Here is a 19,940-nt window from a genome sequence, read left to right as displayed (position 1 = left end):
GTGACGCTCGTCGCACACGGACAGCCGCGACTGCGCGAGCATTCGCTCCAGCTCAATCGCAGGACGCATGATGAAGAAGCTCTTCTGGGTCGTAACGATCGCGCTCGCCTGGATTTATGGCTCGGGCTTCATGAGCCTCGGGCCGCGAGGCGCGATGAACTATCTCGACGAATGGGAGCAGCTCTCGCTGAACGGCGATGCGGACGGCATTTGCGAGATGATGCACGAGGACTTGGAGTTCTCGATCGATGACCGCACGACGCCGGGCCGCCCGCTCGATATGGAGGGAGGCAAGGAGGACCTGTGCGATTACTACGCGCAGGTCGTTCCGGCCATGAAGCTCGTCGTGAGCGGCATGAATGTCCGGCGCGACGACGTCGAGGTGAGCCGCGACTGGCTGCACCCCTGGACCGCCGAGGTGTCGTATACCGAGCAGCGCTCGGTGACGATGGCGGGGATTCAAATGAAGGTGCATACGGTCGGCGAGGACAGGGTCACGCTGGTGAAAACGCTCACCGATGGAGTGAAGATCAAGGCGCTGCATGCGAAAACGCGCATGACGCACGCAGGCGACACCTGATCCGTCGCGGCGGTCGTGATTTTCCTTTTCACCGGCCGCCGCGTACTGTTGCGGCTATGCCGCTCAAACTACTGACCCTGAATATCGAACACGATCGTCATCTCGACCGGGTGGCGCGGACGATTGCCACGCACTTGCCAGACATCGTCTGCTTGCAGGAAGTATTCGAGAAGGACTGTGCGAAGCTCGCGGCGGCGGGCGGCTATCAAGTGAAGTACGCCCTCAGCGCGCTCATGCCGGAGGGCGAGGCGGGCAATACCAGTCCGCGCAGTTGGGGCTTGGCGGTGCTGACTCGGGTGCCGGTTCATAATCAAACCGTCAGTTACTATGCCGACGATCCCCGCATCCGGATCTTCAAGCAGCCGAACGATCCACGGCGCTTGGTGGTCATGACGGAGCTCCCGCACGAGGGGCGGTATTACAAGATCGGCACCACTCATTTCACCTGGTCGAGGAACGGCGAACCGACCGACGAACAACGCGAAGATTTCGCGCGGCTCAAACAGGTGCTGATGCCATATCCCGACTATGTCTTGTGTGGCGACTTCAATGCGCCTCGCGGCGGGGAAATGTTCTCGAGGTTCACGGGCGAGTTAGGGCTGGTAGATCACTTGCCGCCGGATGTCACCACCACGCTCGACCCGCAGTTCCATTACGCCGGCGCGCTCGAGCTGGCAGTCGATACCATTTTCTCGACGCCGGAATATCGGGTGACACAGGTGCAGGTGCTGGAGGGCATCAGCGATCACAAGGGAATTCTGGCGGTGATAGAGCGGCGCGCGCCGTAAACGATTGCTGCAGGCGCTCTCATGAAAACCCTCGTCCTGGTCCTCGATCTCGCCGGCACCTTCGTGTTTGCGCTCGCTGGTGCGACGGCAGGGGCGCGGCGGCAGTTGGATATCTTTGGCGTTCTCGTGCTGGCGTTTGCGGCGGCATGTGCTGGAGGTATCGCGAGGGATGTTTTGATTGGGGCCACGCCGCCGGCGGCGATTACGGATTGGCGGTTTCTTGCTACGTCCGCCGTCGCGGGGATCATCGCGTTCCGGTGGCATGCCGCCATCGAGCGCATGGAGAATCCGGTGCGAATGTTTGACGCGGCGGGTCTTGCGCTGTTCGCGGTAGCAGGAACTCAGAAGGCGCTCGCATACGAGCTCAATCCGGTGATGGCGGCGTTGTTCGGCATGCTCACCGGCATTGGCGGCGGTGTCGCTCGCGATTTACTCCTCGCGCAGATTCCTCTGGTGTTGCGTGCGGACCTGTATGCGGTGGCCGCGCTCGCCGGAGCGACGGTGGTGGTGTTGGGCGATCAGTTCGGCGCGCCACCGCTTCCTGCCGCCTTATGCGGAGCTGCGTTTTGTTTCGTCTTGCGCGCGATGGCAATCAAGCGTGGCTGGCAACTGCCGAAGGCGTTTCAACAGCCACGCGGCGGCGCCGGCGAGCGCAAGGACGTGCAGAAAGACGCCAGATTGTAAGTCGGTATTCGCAACCGTCTCACTCGATCCGGCGCTTGATCAGTTCCTCGCCGGAGGACTGCAGCTTGGCCGCCGTGCGGCTCTTGTGTTTCAGCGCCAGAAAAACGAATAACGCATCGATCAACGCCAGCTGCGTCACGCGCGAGGCGAGCGGCGCCTGGAAATATTTGATCTCGCTCGGCGTCGCGTACAGGCAGTAATCGCTGTAAGTCGTGATCGGCGACTTCATGGCATTGGTGAGCCCGATGGTGGTGGCGCCCTTGGCCTTGGCGACTTTCAGGCATTCCACCGTTTCGCGAGTGGTGCCCGACAACGAAATACCGATGGCCACATCGCCTTTCTCCAGCTGAGTCGCGGCGATGAGCTGGATATGCGAGTCGAAATGCGCCGACGCCTGCAGTCCCAGCAGCAGGAACTTGCAGTACGCCGTGTGAGCGACCGGATAGGACAGGCCGATGGAGAACAGCTCCACGCGCCGGCTCTTGTCGATGACTTGCGCGATCTTCTCGAACTGGGCGGGCGGGTTGATCTGCAAGGTTTCCGTCAGGCTCTGCGCGTGAACCTGGAACACCTTCTCGAGCAGCGTGCCGCTTTCCTGCCCCTGTCCGGCCGGCAGGCCCGACTGCGCCAGGTCGCGGGCCAGGGCGATTTTGAACTCGGCAAAACCCGCGACACCGACGCGACGGCAGAACGCCACGATGGCGCCGACACTGGCGCCACAGTCGTCTTTCAACTGTGCGATCGATGAGGTGATGACCCGTTCCGGGTCGGCGAGCACACAGTCGGCGATCAACCGGTCTGTCGGATTGAGGGACGCGAGGATGCCTTTGATATAGGTCAGCAACGGCCGCCGGCCGTCGCCCCCAAGCGTGTCAGTCGATGCCTTTAATGCAGAGTTCTTGCGTCGCACAGGACCATTCTATGAGCAGCCTTGACAGCACACCAGCGGCCGCGTAGTTTTGAACCAAGTTCAGTAACACTACAATATTAGTGAACATAGTTCAGTCGTAGTTCCGGCGCTAGTTCACAGCCATTTCAGTCTTTGTCATCGCGGGTTTTTCCAATGTCGCTCGAACCGATCAATCGACTGATGCAGCACGCCCGCCATCACGACTATGCGCTCGGCTATTTCGAAAGCTGGAGCCTCGAGTCCGTGCAAGGCGTGATCGATGCGGCCGAGGCAACCCGCTCGCCCATCATCATCGGCTTCAACGGCGAATGGCTCGCGGAACGGCAGAACGCCTCGGCCCAGGAGTTGCGCCTGTACGCCGCGCTCGGCAAAGCGGCGGCCATCGAAGCCGATGTGCCGGTCGGGTTCATCTTCAATGAATGCCCCAACGATGCGTGGGTGGAACAGGCCATCGGCGCGGGGTTCAACCTGGTCATGCCGGCCGATCCGCATGCGCCGCTGGAGGATTACACCCGCCGGGTGAAGCGGCTCACGGCATTGGCCCACAGCCGGCAGGTCGCGGTGGAAGCGGATTTCGAAGCCGACGATCTGGACACCGCCGCGTACGCCGACGGCGCCGTGCAGTTCGTAACGGAAACTGGCGTCGATCTGCTCGCGGTCAGCGTCGGGAACGAAGAAATCAAACTGCAAGGCCGCGCGCCGTTGGATCTGAGCCGGCTCGAAGCGCTGGGCCGGCGGCTCGATGTGCCCTTGGTATTACACGGGGGGACCGGTATCGAGGACGACTCGATCAAGGCCGCCATCCATCTGGGTGTCAGGAAGATCAACTATGGCACCTATATGAAACAGAAGTATCTTCGAACCATCCGCGAGGCGCTGGACACCGCCGAGCCGAATCCGCATGCACTGCTCGGCGATGGCAGCGGCACCGACCTGATGGTGATCGGCCGTCGCGTCGTGAAGGAAGCGGTACTGGAGCGGATCGATCTTCTCGGTTGCTGCGGAAGGGCGTGAGCCATGCCTGATGTGGGCTGCGCAGGAATCCTGGTCGAAGACACATTCTGTGGCCCGCTTCCGGCCCTGCCACCGGCGGGACAATTGCACGCGCTGGACGACCTGCCGGTACGAGCCGGCGGTTGTGCCGCGAATGTCGCTATCGATCTGGCCAAACAAGGCGTCAGTGTCGATGTCGTCGGCTGTGTCGGCCGCGACGGCTCCGCCGAAACGCTTTTCAAAGCGTTCAACAGGCACGACGTCGGTTGTTCGCTGGTAGAGCGGGTCGAGCAGTATCCGACCAGTCGGACGATCGTGCTGCTGATTGAAAATCAGGATCGCCGTTACCTGCATACATTCGGCGCCAACCACGCATTCAGCATCGATCGCATCTCGCCCCAGTGGCTGGAGTCGCTGAAAGTGTTCTATCTCGGCGGCCTGTTTGTCATGCCGGGCATCGACTTCGCGAAGCTCAAAGCGCTGCTGCAGTTCTGCAGGGAAGCCGAGGTCAAGACCGTCGTCGATGTGGTCGTTCCGCAAGGAATGACGGGCATGGCGCAGTTGGCCCCCTTGCTGCCCTACATCGATGTATTTCTGCCGAACGACGACGAAGCGCGCGCCTTCACGGGTTTCGCCGATCCGCACGACCAACTGAGCGCGCTGAAAGATGCCGGTGCAAACACCGTGATCATCACGCGTGGCCCACATGGGTCCGTCGCCGGGCGGGACGGCAAGATGTGGAGTTGCGGGGCCTACCGCATGGCTGTCGTCGATCCGTCCGGCTCCGGGGATGCATTCACGTCGGGCGTCATCCGCAGCCTGCTCGAGGGCTGGGACCTGCAGCAAACACTTCGCTATGCGAGCGCCGTCGGCGCGTCCGCTACCAGGGCTGCGGGCACAACCGACTCCGTGTTCAGCGCCGAAGAAGCCGATACATTTCTAGGCACGCATCCGTTGCCTGTTACCAGCGAGGAACATTGACGATGGATGTAAATATGAAGATGCCGGATCTCGCCACCAACGAAGGCGTGGAGCTCGGCATCACCCGCTGGCTGGCTAATGTGGGCGACCCCGTGAAGCGCGGTCAGGCGCTGCTCGAGATCGAAACCGACAAAGCGGTCCAGGAAGTGGAGTGCATCGCCAACGGCACCCTGGCCACCATCCATGTGCAGTCCGGGCAGAAGGTTCCCGTCGGCACCGTCATCGCGACCATCAAGGTGAGCTGATGCCTGGCTACGATCGCAAGTTCCTGCTCGACATGTACGAGCGGATGGTGCTGATCCGCGAGTTCGAGGACACGGTCAAATTCCTGTTCCTCGAAGGCACCATGCCGGGAACGATTCATCAATGTCAGGGCCAGGAGGCGACCGCTGTCGGCGTGTGCACGGCGCTGTCGTCCGATGATTGGATCACTTCGACATTTCGTGGCCACGGCCATGCGCTGGCCAAGGGATTGGCGCCGCAAGAATTGATGGATGAGCTGTTTGGCGCGGAGACCGGGTGTTGCAAGGGCCGGGGCGGCTCGATGCACGTCGGCAATATGAGCAAGGGGATGGTGCCGGGTATCGCCATCGTGGCAGGCGGCATTCCGTTGGCCGCCGGCATGGCGCTGTCATTCAAGTTGGAAAACAAGCCACACGTAGTGGCGTCCTTCTTCGGTGACGGCGCCATCGCCGAAGGCGCGTTCCACGAAGGCGTCAACATGGCGGCCATCTGGAATCTGCCGCTCATCCTGGTGTGCGAGAACAATCTGTACGGCGCGTCGACGCATGTCGATCTGGTAATGAAGAACTCGCGCATCTCGGATCGCGCGAAGTCGTACGGATTCCGCGGTGAAACAGTCGACGGCAACGATGTTCTCGCAGTGTATGAAGCTGCACAGAAGGCGGTCGCCGAATGTCGCGCCGGCCACGGTCCGGTGCTGCTGGAGCTGATGACCTATCGTCGCACCGGGCACTCGCGTCGCGACCCGTGTCATTACCAACCGAAGGATGAGCGCGAGGCCTGGGCGCAACGCGATCCCATCGAGCGCTTCGCCGCGAAGGTTCAGATTACGGCCGAAGAGCACGAGCTCATCAATACCCGCATTCAAAAGACGCTCACCGCAGCGGTCGAGCGAGCAAAGGTCGCGCCTCATCCGAGCGCCAGCGACCTGACCGACTACGTTTTTGCCGAGGCGTCGCCGCGGCCATCTGCGCTCAATGAACAACTAAACCCCGTCGTGAGCGCAGGTGGATCAACGCGGCGTCTCGGCATTGCCGAGGCGTTGCGCGAGGGTATTACCGAAGAAATGGCTGCGGATCCGCGCGTGTTCTGCATCGGCGAGGATATTGGGGTGCCGGGGGGGTGGGGCGGTGCGTTCACGGTGACGCTGGGCCTGGAGAAAAGATTTCCGGAGCGGATGATCAATACACCGATCGCGGAGCTCGGTTTCTTCGGCCTGGCCACCGGGGCGGCCGTGATGGGCATGCGGCCGATCGCCGACGTGCAGTATGGCGATTTCCTGTTCCTCGCGAGCGATCAAATCATCAATAACGCGGCCAAGCTTCGTTACATGTCCGGCGGAACGATCAGCGTCCCGTTGGTCATGCGTGCGCCGGTAGGGGCGACGGGCCGAGGCTCGCAGCATGCGCAAAACATGGAGCGCTATTTCACTGGCGTTCCTGGGCTGAAAGTAGTTGCGCCCTCGAATGCATACGACGCCAAGGGCTTGCTCAAGGCGGCGTTACGCGACGGCAATCCTGTGCTCATGTTCGAGCACAAGTTGTTGTACGGCTCGAAGGGCGCGCGCGCCGAGGGCGGTGCGGTCGATGCGTCGAGCGATGTTCCGTTGGAAGACTATGTGGTACCGATCGGCAAAGCCGCGGTTCGGCGCGAAGGCAAGCGCGTGACGGTGTTGGCCTGGCTCTTGATGGTCCACTACGCAATGCAAGTGGCCGATGAGCTCGACGCGGAAGTGATCGACGTGCGCAGTCTGTCTCCCATCGATTGGGAAACGATCGGCGCATCGGTGCGCAAGACCGGTCACGCCGTCATCGTCGAAGAAGGGCCGGTGACTGGCGGCGTGGGCGCCGAGATCGCCGCCGGTATCGCCGAGCGTTGGCCGTCCGTGCGCGTAACGCGCGTGGCCTCGCCCGATGTTCCTGTTCCTTTCACTCCCGTGCTCGAAAACGCATACCGCCCCAATGCGGACTGCATCTCGATGGGAGTGCGCGAGATATTGGAGGAAAGCCATGGCTGATACAGAAGCACTCAGAGAAGCAAAGAATTTCCACGAGGACGTGCCGATGCGCACGCCCGGATTCTTTCTGCGCGGAGCGGGCTCGCTCGACTGGGGCATGAAGAATCGCCTGGCGCGCATCTTCAATCCTGAAACCGCGCGCACGGTGATGCTCGCCATCGACCATGGATATTTCCAAGGGCCGACGACCGGCCTGGAACGGGTGGACCTCAACATCGTCCCGCTCATGCCCATGGCCGATGCACTGATGCTCACGCGCGGCATTTTGCGGACCACGGTGCCGCCGGCGATCAACAAACCCATCGTCATGCGTTGTAGCGGCGGTCCGAGCATTCTCAAGGAACTGTCGAACGAGGAGCTGGCGGTCGATATCGAAGACGCCATTCGCATGAATGTTTCGGCGCTGACCACGCAGGTGTTCATCGGCGGACAGTTCGAGACGCACTCGGTTCACAACATGACGCGGCTCGTCGACATGGGCCTGCGCTATAGCATTCCGACGATGGCGGTTACCGCCGTGGGCAAGGAGCTGACGCGCGATGCTCAGTATCTCCGCCTGGCCTGCCGCATCTGTGCCGAGCTGGGCGCGCAGATCGTCAAGACGTATTACTGCGCCGAAGGTTTCGAAACGGTCACGGCTTCGTGCCCAGTGCCCATCGTGATGGCGGGCGGCAAGAAGCTGCCGGAATTGGACGCGCTGACCATGGCTTATAACGCGATTCAGCGAGGCGCCGCCGGCGTCGACATGGGGCGCAATATTTTCCAGAGCGAAGCGCCGCGCGCCATGATGCTGGCGATTCACAAAGTCGTGCACAGCGGTCTCAAGCCGAAGGAAGCGCATGAGCTGTTCCTGACGTTGAGAAGCGAAGAGTCGAAAGGACGTTGAAATGGCGCGCTCACCTCTGGTTGATCGTTTGCGCGCCTCCGCGCCTCAGATCAGCGTTGGGGTGCTCACCGCGGACTGGCTGACGCTAGGCTCGCAGCTGGAGATCCTCGAAAGCGCCGGCGTCGAACTCCTGCACTTCGATGTGATGGACGGCATGTTCTGCCCCATGTTGACCATGGGCGCGCCCGTCGTCGCGGGGCTCAAGACGCGTCTGCTCAAAGACGTGCACCTGATGATCGAAGATCCGCTCAGCAAGCTGGATGCGTTCGTCGCCGCCGGCGCCGACATCATCACTGTGCACGCTGAATCCACTCGTCATATTCATCGCGTGCTGCAGGCGTTGGGCAAGATGACCAATGCCAACGATTCGAACCGCGGCATCGTGCGTGGCATCGCTTTGAATCCCGGCACGCCGCTGGAAGTGCTGGAGCCGCTGGCGGGCGAATTCGAGCTGGTGCTGATGTTGGCGGTGAATCCCGGCTGGGGCGGTCAGAAGTTCATCGCGTCGACCTGCGATCGTGTCAAACGGCTGCGAGAGATCGTGCGAGATACGGCGTTGATATGCGTGGACGGCGGCGTCACGCGAGACAACATTGGGAGCATCGCCCGCCTCGGCGCCGACATCATCGTCACCGGCAGCGCGGTCTTCGATGGCAAGGCTCCGTTGGAGAATGCCAGGGCCATGACAGGCGCGTTGCGATGAACAGTTTGTGGAACGATCAGGACGCGCTCCGATTCCAGGGGCCGTTGGGGCAACGGGTCTACACTTCGCGCCTGCTCGGTCGCGATCCTTCGCTCGTCCTTCACGGCGGCGGCAACACCTCGGTCAAGCTGCTCGAGCCGAATCTCTTCGGCGAATCCGAAGAAGTGCTGTACGTCAAAGGTCGCGGCGCGGATCTGAGCACGATCGACGCGGCCGGATTTTCGCCGTGTCGGTTGCGGCGGCTGCTACGGCTCGTGAGTCTCTCCGAACTGTCCGACGAGCAGATGGAGAGCGAGCTGAAGTTGTCATTGACGCGTGCCTCCGCTCCCGCGCCGTCGGTGGAAACGCTGCTGCACGCGCTACTTCCACAGAAGTTCGTCGACCATACGCACGCCGATGCGCTCATCGCCGTGATGAACTCACGCAATGGCTTCGAGCGCTTGCAGGAGATCTACGGCACGCAGGTCGTGATCATTCCTTATGCGATGCCGGGCTTCAAGCTGGTGCGTCTGTGCCGCGAGATTCTTTCCAAGGAAGCGACGCGCGAAACCATTGGCGTCGTGCTGATGCATCACGGGCTCTTTACCTTCGGCGAATCGGCGAAGATTTCTTACGAGCGCATGATCGATCTGGTGTCGCAGGCGGAGCGCTATCTCGAGACGCACGGCGCCGGCCGGATCGAATGGCTTACGCAGCCGGTGAAGCCTCAGCCACGCGCGGAGATCGCGGCGCTTCGTCGAAAAGTGAGCGACGCGGCCGGAGCGCCTATGGTGATGACAGTGCGCTCGGACTCACAGGCGTTGGGCTTTGCTCGGCGTACCGATGTGCTCGAGTTGTCTCAGCGTGGCGGCGTGACGCCCGATCACGTCATTCGTACGAAGCGCGTGCCGATGGTGGGGCGCGATGTCGCGGCCTACGCGGCGGCATATCAAGATTATGCGCGGGCCTACGCAGCGGGACGCACATTGGCGGTCGTCGATCCGGCGCCGCGCGTCATTCTGGATCCGGAGCTCGGGATGGTGGTGCTGGGCCGGAGCGCCGAGGATGCGGGTATCGCCGAAGATATCTATCGGCACACCATCGACATCATCATGAGCGCCGAGAAACTCGGTGGCTGGAAGGCGCTGCCAGCCAGAGACTTCTTCGATGTCGAGTTCTGGGACCTGGAGCGCACCAAGCTCACGAAGCCCGATCCTGAATGCGATTTCCTGGGTGAAGTAGCGCTGGTGACTGGGGCGGCTTCGGGCATCGGCAAAGCCTGCGTCGATGCATTACTCGCGCGCGGCGCCGCCGTCATCGGCCTGGATGTGGCGCCGGCCGTCAAACATCTGTACGACCGGAAGAGCTATCTGGGCATCGAGTGCAATCTCACCGATGAGGAGCGGATCGGCGCGGCGCTGGATCAGGCCGTGCGCACCTTCGGTTCGATCGATATGTTGGTCCTGAATGCCGGGATCTTTCCAAAGAGCTCGCCAATTGCCGCGCTGGCCACCGACGTATGGCGCCGGACCATGAGTATTAATCTGGATGCAAACCTGGTGCTGATGCGGGAATGTCATCCACTGCTGAAGCTCGCGCCGCGCGGGGGGCGGGTGGTGATTATCGGATCCAAGAATGTCGCCGCCCCGGGGCCGGGAGCTGCGGCTTACTCGGCTTCGAAATCGGCGATGCAACAGCTGGCGCGAGTTGCGGCGCTGGAGTGGGGTGGCGATGGCATTCGCGTGAACTGCGTGCATCCGAATGCCGTTTTCGATACGGCCATCTGGACACCTGAAGTGCTGGCCGCGCGTGCGGCCTCCTACAAACTGAGTGTCCAGGAATACAAAACAAACAACGTCCTCAAGGTCGAGGTGACGAGCAAAGATGTGGCGGAGCTGGCCGCCGAACTGTGCGGGCCCCGGTTCTCCAGGACCACGGGCGCGCAGATTCCAGTGGATGGCGGCAACGAGCGGGTCATCTGAGGGGGAACGATGAAACGATCCGAGATCAATGCGCTGATCGATGACGCGATCGCGCTGCTGCACGAACATCAGGTGCGCCTGCCGCCGTTCGCTTATTGGAGTCCCGCCGAGTGGGCGACCAAGGGCGAGGAATGCGATGAGATCCGTCAATGCAAGCTGGGCTGGGATATCACCGATTTCGGCTCGGGAGATTTCGACAAAGTCGGCCTGGTGGTCTTCACGGTGCGTAACGGGCATCACAAGATCGCGCCTTACAACAAGAAGCCGTACGCCGAGAAGATCCTGGTGATTCAAGAGAATCAGCACACGCCGATGCACCATCACATGCTCAAGTCCGAGGACATCATCTGCAAGTCGGGCGGCAATCTGCTGATTCGTCTGTTCAATCGCGGCCCGGACGGCACGCTTTCGGACTCGGATGTCGAAGTCTCGCTGGACGGCGTGCGCTACCGTGTGAAGGCAGGACATACATTTCGCTTGCAGCCGGGCGACTCCATCACCTTGACGCCCTATCTGTATCACGAGTTCTGGGCCGAGGAAGGCAGAGGGACGGCCATCGTGGGCGAAGTCTCGTCGGTCAACGACGATGAGACCGACAATGCCTTCCATGCCAAGGTCGGGCGCTTTCCGACCATCGACGAAGACGAGCCGGTGACGCACAAACTGTGTACTGAATATTGACGCCCGGTGTCGCATGACCTTCGAGTCCACTGTCAAGATTCAGGGGCAGGACTCATTCCTGCTGGGCTCGCGGGATGTCGAGCTGGCGTTGACCCGGACCGGCGGCATGCTGGGTCCGGTTACGTTTTTTCCCAGAGACGATGAGCCCATTCAGCCTTACGCGATTGCGCCGTGGGCACAGGAATCATTGCCTGCCGATGTGCCGCCGATGCTTCGGGCATTGCGTGGCGACTGGTTCTGCTCGGCATTTGGTGAGAACGCCGAGCCGTATCGTGGCCAGCGTTTGCCGCCGCACGGTGAAACCGCGAATCGCGAATGGCGCGAGATCGATAGTGGAGAAACAAACGACGGCTGCTGGCTGCGGCTGGGGGTCGACATGCCGTTGCAAGGTGGCGCATGCCATGCGACCACCGCGCTGCTCGCCAATCAATCGATCGTTTATCAACGGCACGACCTCTCGGGCCTGACCGGGCCGATCAACCCGGGTCATCACGCGACACTTGCGTTTCCTACCGGCCAGGGCGCTGCCCGGCTCTCGTTTAGTTCGTTGCTTCATGCGCGCACGTATGTTGAGCCAACTGCCAGGCCGGAAGATCGCGGCTACTCGTGGCTCCAGACGGATCAGCAGATCGTCGATCTACATGCCGCGCCATGCATCGATGGCTCGACCACGGATCTGTGCCGCTATCCCGCGCGACGCGGATTCGAAGATCTCGCGCTATTGTGCGCGGACCCGGCGCAAGAGTTCGCCTGGTCGGCCGTGACCTTTCCGGAGCAACGATTTGTTTGGTTCGCATTGCGCGACCCGAAGCAACTCGCGTCGACGCTGCTGTGGTTCTCCAATGGCGGACGTCATTTTCCGCCGTGGAATGGCAGGCACGTCAACGTCATGGGCATCGAGGACATCACGGCCTACTTTCACGCCGGGCTCGCCGCGTCCTGCCGGGAGAATCCATTGAACGCGCGAGGCATACCGACTTCTTTGCGGCCGGATGTGCGCGGCCGGCTCTCTATCTTTTATCTCCAGGGCGTCGCGCGCGTACCGGCAGATTTCGACTGCGTCGCCGATATCGAAGGTCACTGGAGGGATAACAGCATCGTGCTGCGCGCGGCGTCGGGCGCCGCGGTGGCGGTCTATTGTCATCTCGACTTCCTGCGCACGGGAACCTTACCGGGGCTCGCATTACAATGAAACAGACGCTCAACGGTACCTTGATCCGCACGGTCTTCGTCGCTGCGCTGGGTGGCTCGCTGCTCGGTTTCGATACGGCGGTCATCGCCGGGTCGACGCAGGGACTGACCCGAGTATTCAATCTCTCGCCGGCCGAGCTGGGGTTCACAGTGTCGGCCGCGCTGTGGGGCACGGTGCTGGGCGCGATGGCGGCAGGCTGGCTTGGCCGCGCGCTAGGCGGGCGCACGAGTTTGCTGATCCTGGCCGCGTGCTATCTCGTATCGGCGTTGGGCTGCGCGCTTTCCACATCCTGGACGTGGCTGTTGATCTTCCGCTTTGTCGGCGGCCTCGGCATGGGCGGTTCATCTGTGATTGCACCGGTGTACATCGCCGAGATTGCTCCCGCTGCGTGGCGCGGGCGATTGGTCGGCGCGTTTCAGATAAATATCATCGGCGGCATTCTGCTCGCGTATCTGTCGAACTACGTGATCGGATCGTTTGCGCTGGGCGATATCGAGTGGCGCTGGCAGCTGGGCGTCGCAGCTGCACCGGCGGCGCTGTTTCTATGGATGCTGGTCGGCATTCCGCAGAGCCCGCGATGGTTGATCGCACAGAATCGCTTGATGGAAGCAGATCAGGTGCTTGGGAAGCTCGGCTCGCCGCAGCCGCAAACCGAGCGGGAAACCATCCGTGCATCGCTGCAGGCGGATGTGGGGCCGAGCTCGGATCGTCTGTTTCAATGGCGTTATCGCCGCCCGATCCTGCTGGCGCTGGTGCTGGCCATGTTCAACCAGTTGATCGGCATCAACGCGGTGCTCTATTACTTGAACGATATCTTCCAGATGGCTGGCTTCGATCGGGCGTCGCAGAACGCGCAGGCGGTGGCCGTCGGTGCGACGATGTTGATCGCAACCCTCATCGCGCTGAGCCTGATCGATCGGTTCGGTCGGCGGACGCTGTTGTTGGTCGGCTCCGTCGGACTGGCAGTGTGCCTGGCCGCCATCGCGACGATCTTCCGGATCCAGCAGTATCAGCAAACGCTGCTGGTGTTCGTGGTCGGTTACGTGGCGTTCTTTGCGTTCTCGCAGGGTGCGGTCGTCTGGGTGTACTTGAGCGAAATCTTTCCCGATCGCGTGCGCGCGCAAGGACAGAGTCTCGGCAGTTCGACGCATTGGGTCATGAATGCCATCGTGTCGGCCGCGTTTCCGGTGATCGCGACTCAGTCGCAGTCCGGTCCGTTCTTCGTGTTCCTGGTCATGGTGATCCTGCAGTTCCTGGTCGTGTGGATGTTCTTTCCCGAGACCAGCGGCGTCCGGCTCGAGGACATCCAACGACGCTTGGGCACTTCGGATCCGGCTGACAGCGCCGTGGTCGTGCAAGGCGCCCGCGAAGCTCAGTAGCGGGGCGGTCGGCTTACTTACACACAGTGTGCGCACTTTCCCCTGCCGGGGGAACTTCGATTTGGCTGACTCATTCCCACTACATCGCAGCGAGTCTGCGACCGGAGATCAGCCAATGCGTCACCTGCGAGAACTCACCCTCATCGTGTGCTTGTTTTGCGTCATCCCTGCCGCCGCAGCGGCTGCCCAGGACACTCAAGCTGTCAGCGACACCGCGCTGACGGCGAAGGTCAAATCGGCTCTGGCGGCCGATAGCGCCGTGAAAGCGAAAGATATCGAGGTCGAGACACGCGATGGCATTGTTCAGTTGAGCGGATTTGTGGAGTCCGACGATGCGATCTCCGCGGCGGTCTTGCGTGCTCGATCGGTCAATGGCGTCGACGAGGTTCGTAATGACCTGGTCGTTCGCAATGAGGACCGGCCCGCGCAGCAACCTGTTTCCGATACAGTCATTGCAGCCCGAGTCCGCAGCAGCCTGGGCAACGTCGAGATGGACGACGAAAGCGACGTCAATGTCGAAGTGAGTGCGGGCGTGGTGCAGCTGAGCGGCTTTGTGACGAGCGTGGAAGAGAAAGCTCGCGCCGGCGATGCGGCCAGCGCCGTGCCTGGCGTTAGAGACGTTGAAAACAATATCGCGCTGACCGAGGAGCAGGAGCGGGAGCCGCAGGAATGATCGTGGCCTTACCCACCGCGAGCGTGCTCAAGGCGCGCTCGCGAATCCCTTCGCTTCCCTGATCACTCTGTTCGCGGAGACGACCGACCACGCAGCAATCGGACAGCCGCCGTCGTGCAGGCGCTGCGAGGTCCACCAATTGCACATGCGAGGAAAGAAGAAACGTCGCTTGGCGTAATAGAACTTGTTCGGATCGGGCGTGCCGAGCAGCGGCGCGCCAAACGATTTGGGCGTGTTCTCGTTGAACTCTGCTTCGATCGAGGCCGTGAGCTTCCGCAATCCCTCCGCCGAGAGTCGCACCTCAATCACTTCATCTGCGAGCAGCGCTTCCGGTGTTGGACGGTCGAAGCCGATGACGTGAACGACGCTGGCGGTCGAAAAGAACGCTGCGCGAAGCGCGAGCCACCAGCTTTCTTCGCCAGCCGGCGCTTGATAGAAGCGAGCATCGCCCCACCCGAACTCCAGATACCGTGACTCCGGAAAGTCGGCGAGCACCGGCCAATTGCGATTCGGCCAATCGGCGGCCGCGACTGCGACGCCAGTGTGCCAGGCGCGTTTGATCACATACACCGAATGCAGGGATTCGTGCGGCGTGGTCGGCGCGTAGCAGGCGTCGTTCGAGGCGCAGCCGGAGAGCAGGCCCGTCAGCAGCACCGTGGCAAACAACGACAGCAGTTGTCGAAAGCCGTGGGTCATGCACGGCGCACGCTACATGAAACGTGACTGAGGCGGCAATCCGCCTCAGACGCGGCCTGATCAGGGTTGGACGACGGGCAGCGCGCGCCCGTCGAATTCGCCGGCGGGGACGTCGAGTCCGATGATCTTTGCCAGCGTCGGCGCCAGATCCACCGTCTCGACGGCAACAGGCTGCTCGAAGCCGACAATGCCCTTCCACCAGAACACCAGCGGCACGCGACGGTCATAGCCCCAGGGCGAGCCATGCGACGCGGTGTAGTCGCTGTCCACGTTCTTGGGCAGCTGATACAGCGAGATGTAAGGCTTGAGCAGCACGATCAGATCGCCCGAGCGTTGCGCATTGAAACTGGCCTTGGCGCGCTGGAGCAGCGTCCACTCATCGACGGGACCGGAAGGCGGTGCGGCTGCGATCAATTCGTCTTTCGTGAACACCGCGGCGATCTGCGGGTGATTGCGATAGTACTGAGCGACCGCATGCAGGGCGCCTGCGCGGCGACCCGCCGGGATCGCTGCATTCAAGTAAACGTCGTTTGCGAACTCTTTGGGGCCGAGCACGACGGGCTTCGGCAAGTCCGGCAGTTCTTGTTCGAGAATCGCGTTGACGTTTGCCGCCAGCAGGTTCGTATCGATGCGAGCTGCCTCGGCGACGCCGCGCTGTTTGTTTCTTTCCGTGGTGTCGATGCCGCCATGGTCGGCCGTCATTGCGACCACGTACGGGATGCCTGTCTTGTCGAGGCCGGCGAGCAACCGACCGATCGATTGATCGAGCGCGAGTTGCTGGGTGCACATCTCGGCGCCTTCGGTGCCGTAATAGTGGCCGGCGTAATCCGTGCCGGAGAAGCTCACTGCCAGCAGGTCGGTGGCGCCCTTGCCGCCGAGATTGAAACTCTTCACCGCGGCGAGCGCGGCGTCGACGGTGAACGCATCCATCGCCGGAGTCGCGCGCCAGCGCTTGGAGCTGGCGGGAAGATTCTGCAAGGTGCCGATGGAAATATTGTCGGTGAGCCTGGTCTCGCGCGATCGCGAGGCGCAAGCGGCCGGCAGCTTCAGCACTGACGGCGAACCGTATGACTTGCGAAGGTTCGCATTGATCTTATCGGCGATCTCTTCGGGGATGCTCGACTCCTTGCCGTCGTACGTCGCAAAGCCCGTTTGGGTCCACCACAAAGCGAGGTCGGCGTTGTGACCGCCAAGCATCACCGCCGATCGATCCTTGCCGGCGACCGACACGACTCGAGTGGCGGGATCGCGCGCCTTCATGCGATCGCCGAGCGTCGGCACGAGCAGAGAGTCCGGTGAGACGACTGTCTTGTCCACGACGCTGCCGGCCGGCTCGGGCTTTTCCACGCAGTACAGCGTGAATGTTTCCTTTCCATTCACGGTCCGCGGCAGCAACGGATCCTGCCAGTCGTTCGCGATGATGCCGGTTCGTGCCGGACGCGCGCCGGTCAGGATGGTGGAATGGCCGGGGCAGGTTTCGGTCGAGGCGTGGCTCTGATGGCCTTTCGGGAACACGGCGCCGCTGGCAAGGCGCTTCAGCCCGGCCTGATACAACGGACGGTACTCGGTGAACACATCGGAGGAGAACTGGTCGATCGCGATGGCGACCACGAGCTTGGGACGCGGCGGTTCGGCTGCGTGCAGCGGAGCTGCGGTGAGCGAGCCGAGCAACATGCAGACGGACAGGCAACGTGCGATTGCCGAGCGGGACGTTGAATTCATGGATGGGCGGCGACTTCGGAGCCTGATGAGAGTCGGAACTCGACTCGAATAGCCAGCCATTTTACGGCGCTCGGCCTGCCGCGTCAGGTTAAGCCTCTGACATGAGCCCGCCGAGCCGGCGCGTAGATTCGCGCCAGCCTGCCACTTTGATCTGCGTTTGTTTCGCCAGCGTTACAGGATCTGGCGAGCCGGGCTCAATGATTGTGCCGGGGCGTTTTCTTGGCCACTTGCCGATATTTCAGCGCCATCTCCATCACGCCACCGGTATCGAGCTGGCTGACGGTGGAGCGATACAGCTCCTGCCACGGCGTCGCGCTTTCGGGCACGGCCGGGATGCCGTCCTTCTTGCGGCGTTCGATCTCTTCATCGGACACCAGCATGTCACAGCGAGCCTGATTCAGATCGATGCGGATGATGTCGCCGGTCCGCAGCCACGCGAGCCCGCCGCCAGCGGCGCTCTCCGGAGAGGCGTTCAGGATCGACGGGCTGTCCGAAGTGCCGGACTGCCGCCCGTCGCCGATGGTCGGCAAGCTCGTGATGCCACGCTTCAGCAGCGCATCGGGCGGCTGCATGTTCACGACCTCGGCAGAGCCGGGCCAGCCGAGGGGGCCGGCGCCGCGGATCACAAGCACGCTGCGCTCGTCGATATTCAATGACGGGTCGTTGATGCGAGCTCGGTAATCGTCGGAGCCATCGAACACGATGGCGCGACCTTCGAACACGTTGTCGTGCCCGGCCTCACCCAGATAGCGGCGGCGGAAATCTTCGGTGATCACGCTGGCCTTGAGGATGGCGAAGTCGAACAGATTGCCGCTCAACACGACAAAACCCGCGCGCTCGCGCAGCGGCTTGTCGTAGGTCGTGATCATCTCGCGGTCGCGGCTCGCGCGGCCTTTGATGTTTTCTTTCAAGGCGCGACCGGTGACGGTCATCGCGTCGGCGTGCAGTTTGCCTGCTTCCATCAGCTCGTGCAGAACGGCGGGCACGCCGCCCGCGCGATGGAATCGCTCGCCCAGGTATTTGCCGGCAGGCTGCATGTTGAGCAGCAGCGGGATCTCGTGACCGTACTTGGTCCAGTCCTGAGGATTCAGCTCCACGCCGGCGTGGCGCGCCATCGCAGTCAGGTGCGGTTGCGCGTTCGTCGAGCCACCGAGAGCCGCAATCGCAGTGATGGCGTTGAGGAACGATTCGCGCGAGAGGATCTTCGACGGGCGCAAATCTTCGAATGCCATTTCAACGGCGCGACGGCCCGTTTCATACGCCATCTGACCGCGCTCGCGATACGGCGCGGGAATGGCGGAGCAACCGGGCAACGACAGGCCAAGGGTTTCCGCGACGGCGTTCATCGTCGAAGCCGTGCCCATGCTGTTGCAGTGGCCGGGCGAGGGCGCCGAAGCCGCGGCGGCATCGAGAAACTCTTGTTCGGTAATTTGACCCGCTGCCAGACGGCGGCGGCTCTTCCAGATCACGGTGCCGGAGCCGACCAGCTCATCTTCGAACCAGCCATCGAGCATCGGGCCGCCGGAGAGCACGATCGCAGGGATGTCGACGGTCGATGCAGCCATCACTGCGGCTGGGGTCGTCTTGTCACAGCCCGTCGTCAGCACGACGGCGTCGATCGGATAGCCGTGCAGAATTTCAACCAGGCCGAGATAGGCGAGATTGCGATCCAGCGCCGCGGTCGGGCGCCGGCAATTCTCGAAGATCGGATGCGTCGGGAATTCCATCGGAATGCCGCCAGCATCGCGAATGCCTTCTTTCACGCGCGTAGCCAGATCGACGTGGATGCGATTGCAGGGAGTGAGATCGCTGCCGCTCTGAGCGATGCCGACGATGGGCTTGCCGCTCGTCAGCTCCTTCGGCGTCAGGCCGTAATTCATGAAGCGCTCCAGGTAGAGCGCCATCATGTCGATGTGATCGCGGGCGTCGAACCAATCCTGGGAGCGGAAGCGGCGCTTAGCCGTCATAACGAACCTCGTTCGGAGCTACGCCGGGCGTGCCGACGCGGGTCGCGAACAAGCCTCCAGCGAGCGGTTGCGTGGCGAGCTGCTCTTTAGACAAGCCCTTCCACGCAGTGGTGATGTACATGGTGCGCAGGTCGTTGCCGCCGAAGGCCACCTTCGTGCAGTTGGCGACCGGCATCTCGATCGTTTGCAGCAGCTCGCCCTGCGGCGAGAAGCGCTGCACGCCCCAGCCGCCGAACAGGCCGATCCATACACAGCCATCGGCGTCGATGGCCGGGCCGTCCGGATAGGCGCCGGGCTTTTCGATGCGAGCGAACTCGCGACGATTGCTGAGATCGCCATCGTTCAAGTCGAAGGCGTAGATGATCCGTTCCAGGGTGTCGACGTGATACAGCGTGCGGCCATCCGGGCTGGTGGTCGGGCCGTTGGTGATCACGTAGTTCTCGTCGCAGCGTCGCAGCCCGCGCTGGTCGAAGCGGTACAACGAGCCGGTGGGCTGCGATTCGTCGTTGTCCATGGAGCCGAACCACAAGCGGCCGGCGCCGTCGACGTAACCATCATTGAGTCGATTGCGCGGCCGATCCGAATCGACGCGCGTGATCAAAGTGAATTTGCCGTTCGTCGGATCGAACGAGTGCAGCCCGCTCTTCATGCCGGCGACAAAGCGTCCGCCGGTCGCTTTGACCACGAAGCCGACTTCTTCCGGCGCCGCCCACGAGCTCAATGCGCTGCCACGAGTGTCGAAGCGATGAACCTGGCGGCCTTTGATATCGACGAACCAGACTGCCTGCTCTGGCGCTGACCAGAGCGGGCCTTCACCCAGTTGGGCGCCCACGGCGCAGACGCAATCGACCTTGGTCATGCTTCAGTCCGTGATGTGAGAGTTC

Annotated in this window: 19 protein-coding genes; 14 read left to right on the top strand and 5 right to left on the bottom strand. The window is 62.3% G+C overall.

What is annotated here, in order from left to right; all coding sequences use genetic code 11:
• The first annotated feature begins 67 nt into the window (after positions 1 to 67).
• The 3 genes from GYH35_RS19215 to GYH35_RS19205 are packed head-to-tail and all read left to right on the top strand — an operon-like array spanning position 68 to position 2,052.
• The gene (locus tag GYH35_RS19215) at positions 68 to 580 is read left to right on the top strand and encodes a hypothetical protein (RefSeq protein WP_161829253.1); all 513 of its coding nucleotides are present in this window, start codon (positions 68 to 70) and stop codon (positions 578 to 580) included.
• A gap of 56 nt (positions 581 to 636) precedes the next feature.
• Positions 637 to 1,368: an endonuclease/exonuclease/phosphatase family protein gene (locus GYH35_RS19210; protein ID WP_161812912.1), complete on the top strand. Its 732-nt coding sequence runs from the start codon at positions 637 to 639 to the stop codon at positions 1,366 to 1,368.
• A 21-nt stretch (positions 1,369 to 1,389) separates the two neighbouring features.
• A complete protein-coding gene (locus GYH35_RS19205) occupies positions 1,390 to 2,052 on the top strand; it encodes a trimeric intracellular cation channel family protein (protein ID WP_161812913.1) in 663 nt (220 codons plus the stop codon).
• Between the two features lie 19 nt (positions 2,053 to 2,071).
• Here the strand turns inward: GYH35_RS19205 and GYH35_RS19200 are convergent, their stop codons facing one another.
• Entirely contained in the window at positions 2,072 to 2,962 is an 891-nt protein-coding gene (locus GYH35_RS19200; protein WP_161812914.1) for a MurR/RpiR family transcriptional regulator, read from the bottom strand.
• 153 nt (positions 2,963 to 3,115) lie between these two features.
• Here GYH35_RS19200 and GYH35_RS19195 point away from each other — a divergent pair, with 153 nt between their 5' ends.
• From GYH35_RS19195 to GYH35_RS19145, 11 genes are all read left to right on the top strand, one after another.
• Positions 3,116 to 3,976: a class II fructose-bisphosphate aldolase gene (locus tag GYH35_RS19195; RefSeq protein WP_161812915.1), complete on the top strand. Its 861-nt coding sequence runs from the start codon at positions 3,116 to 3,118 to the stop codon at positions 3,974 to 3,976.
• Between the two features lie 3 nt (positions 3,977 to 3,979).
• Positions 3,980 to 4,936 carry a carbohydrate kinase family protein gene (locus GYH35_RS19190; protein WP_161812916.1) on the top strand — a complete coding sequence of 319 codons (957 nt, stop codon included), beginning with the start codon at positions 3,980 to 3,982 and terminating at the stop codon, positions 4,934 to 4,936.
• A 14-nt stretch (positions 4,937 to 4,950) separates the two neighbouring features.
• Complete coding sequence (locus GYH35_RS19185; RefSeq protein WP_161829252.1) at positions 4,951 to 5,181, top strand: biotin/lipoyl-containing protein; 231 nt, start codon at positions 4,951 to 4,953, stop codon at positions 5,179 to 5,181.
• On the top strand, positions 5,181 to 7,196 hold the full coding sequence (locus tag GYH35_RS19180; RefSeq protein WP_161829251.1) for an alpha-ketoacid dehydrogenase subunit alpha/beta: 2,016 nt from the start codon (positions 5,181 to 5,183) through the stop codon (positions 7,194 to 7,196). Before GYH35_RS19185 ends, GYH35_RS19180 begins: the two co-directional genes overlap by 1 nt.
• Positions 7,189 to 8,082 (top strand): 3-hydroxy-5-phosphonooxypentane-2,4-dione thiolase, encoded by an 894-nt coding sequence (lsrF, locus tag GYH35_RS19175; protein ID WP_161812919.1) that lies wholly within the window; start codon positions 7,189 to 7,191, stop codon positions 8,080 to 8,082. The genes GYH35_RS19180 and lsrF overlap by 8 nt, the downstream gene beginning before the upstream one ends.
• A gap of 1 nt (position 8,083) precedes the next feature.
• Positions 8,084 to 8,785, top strand: a complete 702-nt coding sequence (locus GYH35_RS19170) for a ribulose-phosphate 3-epimerase (protein ID WP_161829250.1) — start codon at positions 8,084 to 8,086, stop codon at positions 8,783 to 8,785.
• The gene (locus GYH35_RS19165; RefSeq protein ID WP_161829249.1) at positions 8,782 to 10,746 is read left to right on the top strand and encodes a bifunctional aldolase/short-chain dehydrogenase; all 1,965 of its coding nucleotides are present in this window, start codon (positions 8,782 to 8,784) and stop codon (positions 10,744 to 10,746) included. Before GYH35_RS19170 ends, GYH35_RS19165 begins: the two co-directional genes overlap by 4 nt.
• A 9-nt stretch (positions 10,747 to 10,755) precedes the next feature.
• Complete coding sequence (locus tag GYH35_RS19160) at positions 10,756 to 11,427, top strand: D-lyxose/D-mannose family sugar isomerase (protein WP_161829248.1); 672 nt, start codon at positions 10,756 to 10,758, stop codon at positions 11,425 to 11,427.
• Positions 11,428 to 11,440: 13 nt separating this feature from the next.
• On the top strand, positions 11,441 to 12,619 hold the full coding sequence (locus GYH35_RS19155; protein ID WP_161829247.1) for a hypothetical protein: 1,179 nt from the start codon (positions 11,441 to 11,443) through the stop codon (positions 12,617 to 12,619).
• Positions 12,616 to 13,998: a sugar porter family MFS transporter gene (locus tag GYH35_RS19150; RefSeq protein WP_161829246.1), complete on the top strand. Its 1,383-nt coding sequence runs from the start codon at positions 12,616 to 12,618 to the stop codon at positions 13,996 to 13,998. The genes GYH35_RS19155 and GYH35_RS19150 overlap by 4 nt, the downstream gene beginning before the upstream one ends.
• Positions 13,999 to 14,113: 115 nt before the next feature.
• The gene (locus GYH35_RS19145; RefSeq protein ID WP_161812925.1) at positions 14,114 to 14,671 is read left to right on the top strand and encodes a BON domain-containing protein; all 558 of its coding nucleotides are present in this window, start codon (positions 14,114 to 14,116) and stop codon (positions 14,669 to 14,671) included.
• 27 nt (positions 14,672 to 14,698) lie between these two features.
• Here the strand turns inward: GYH35_RS19145 and GYH35_RS19140 are convergent, their stop codons facing one another.
• The 4 genes from GYH35_RS19140 to GYH35_RS19125 form a co-directional block, all read right to left on the bottom strand.
• A complete protein-coding gene (locus tag GYH35_RS19140; protein ID WP_161829245.1) occupies positions 14,699 to 15,367 on the bottom strand; it encodes a DUF2459 domain-containing protein in 669 nt (222 codons plus the stop codon).
• A 60-nt stretch (positions 15,368 to 15,427) separates the two neighbouring features.
• Positions 15,428 to 17,089, bottom strand: a complete 1,662-nt coding sequence (locus tag GYH35_RS19135) for an alkaline phosphatase family protein (RefSeq protein ID WP_161812927.1) — start codon at positions 17,087 to 17,089, stop codon at positions 15,428 to 15,430.
• A 194-nt stretch (positions 17,090 to 17,283) separates the two neighbouring features.
• Entirely contained in the window at positions 17,284 to 19,056 is a 1,773-nt protein-coding gene (locus GYH35_RS19130; protein ID WP_161812928.1) for an IlvD/Edd family dehydratase, read from the bottom strand.
• Positions 19,046 to 19,915: an SMP-30/gluconolactonase/LRE family protein gene (locus GYH35_RS19125; protein WP_161829244.1), complete on the bottom strand. Its 870-nt coding sequence runs from the start codon at positions 19,913 to 19,915 to the stop codon at positions 19,046 to 19,048. Before GYH35_RS19125 ends, GYH35_RS19130 begins: the two co-directional genes overlap by 11 nt.
• Positions 19,916 to 19,940: the final 25 nt, after the last annotated feature.

It is taken from the genome of Steroidobacter agaridevorans, assembly GCF_009932555.1.
Classification (GTDB): Bacteria; Pseudomonadota; Gammaproteobacteria; order Steroidobacterales; family Steroidobacteraceae; genus Steroidobacter; species Steroidobacter agaridevorans.
This window is presented reverse-complemented; position numbering and strand designations above follow the sequence as displayed.

Bases quoted from the DNA above. Each gene is read 5' to 3' on its own strand.
- GYH35_RS19215 (WP_161829253.1), top strand. From the start codon at position 68: ATGATGAAGAAGCTCTTCTGGGTCGTAACGATCGCGCTCGCCTGGATT.
- GYH35_RS19210 (WP_161812912.1), top strand. From the start codon at position 637: ATGCCGCTCAAACTACTGACCCTGAATATCGAACACGATCGTCATCTC.
- GYH35_RS19205 (WP_161812913.1), top strand. From the start codon at position 1,390: ATGAAAACCCTCGTCCTGGTCCTCGATCTCGCCGGCACCTTCGTGTTT.
- GYH35_RS19195 (WP_161812915.1), top strand. From the start codon at position 3,116: ATGTCGCTCGAACCGATCAATCGACTGATGCAGCACGCCCGCCATCAC.
- GYH35_RS19190 (WP_161812916.1), top strand. From the start codon at position 3,980: ATGCCTGATGTGGGCTGCGCAGGAATCCTGGTCGAAGACACATTCTGT.
- GYH35_RS19185 (WP_161829252.1), top strand. From the start codon at position 4,951: ATGAAGATGCCGGATCTCGCCACCAACGAAGGCGTGGAGCTCGGCATC.
- GYH35_RS19180 (WP_161829251.1), top strand. From the start codon at position 5,181: ATGCCTGGCTACGATCGCAAGTTCCTGCTCGACATGTACGAGCGGATG.
- lsrF (WP_161812919.1), top strand. From the start codon at position 7,189: ATGGCTGATACAGAAGCACTCAGAGAAGCAAAGAATTTCCACGAGGAC.
- GYH35_RS19170 (WP_161829250.1), top strand. From the start codon at position 8,084: ATGGCGCGCTCACCTCTGGTTGATCGTTTGCGCGCCTCCGCGCCTCAG.
- GYH35_RS19165 (WP_161829249.1), top strand. From the start codon at position 8,782: ATGAACAGTTTGTGGAACGATCAGGACGCGCTCCGATTCCAGGGGCCG.
- GYH35_RS19160 (WP_161829248.1), top strand. From the start codon at position 10,756: ATGAAACGATCCGAGATCAATGCGCTGATCGATGACGCGATCGCGCTG.
- GYH35_RS19155 (WP_161829247.1), top strand. From the start codon at position 11,441: ATGACCTTCGAGTCCACTGTCAAGATTCAGGGGCAGGACTCATTCCTG.
- GYH35_RS19150 (WP_161829246.1), top strand. From the start codon at position 12,616: ATGAAACAGACGCTCAACGGTACCTTGATCCGCACGGTCTTCGTCGCT.
- GYH35_RS19145 (WP_161812925.1), top strand. From the start codon at position 14,114: ATGCGTCACCTGCGAGAACTCACCCTCATCGTGTGCTTGTTTTGCGTC.
- GYH35_RS19140 (WP_161829245.1), bottom strand. From the start codon at position 15,367: ATGACCCACGGCTTTCGACAACTGCTGTCGTTGTTTGCCACGGTGCTG.
- GYH35_RS19135 (WP_161812927.1), bottom strand. From the start codon at position 17,089: ATGAATTCAACGTCCCGCTCGGCAATCGCACGTTGCCTGTCCGTCTGC.
- GYH35_RS19130 (WP_161812928.1), bottom strand. From the start codon at position 19,056: ATGACGGCTAAGCGCCGCTTCCGCTCCCAGGATTGGTTCGACGCCCGC.
- GYH35_RS19125 (WP_161829244.1), bottom strand. From the start codon at position 19,915: ATGACCAAGGTCGATTGCGTCTGCGCCGTGGGCGCCCAACTGGGTGAA.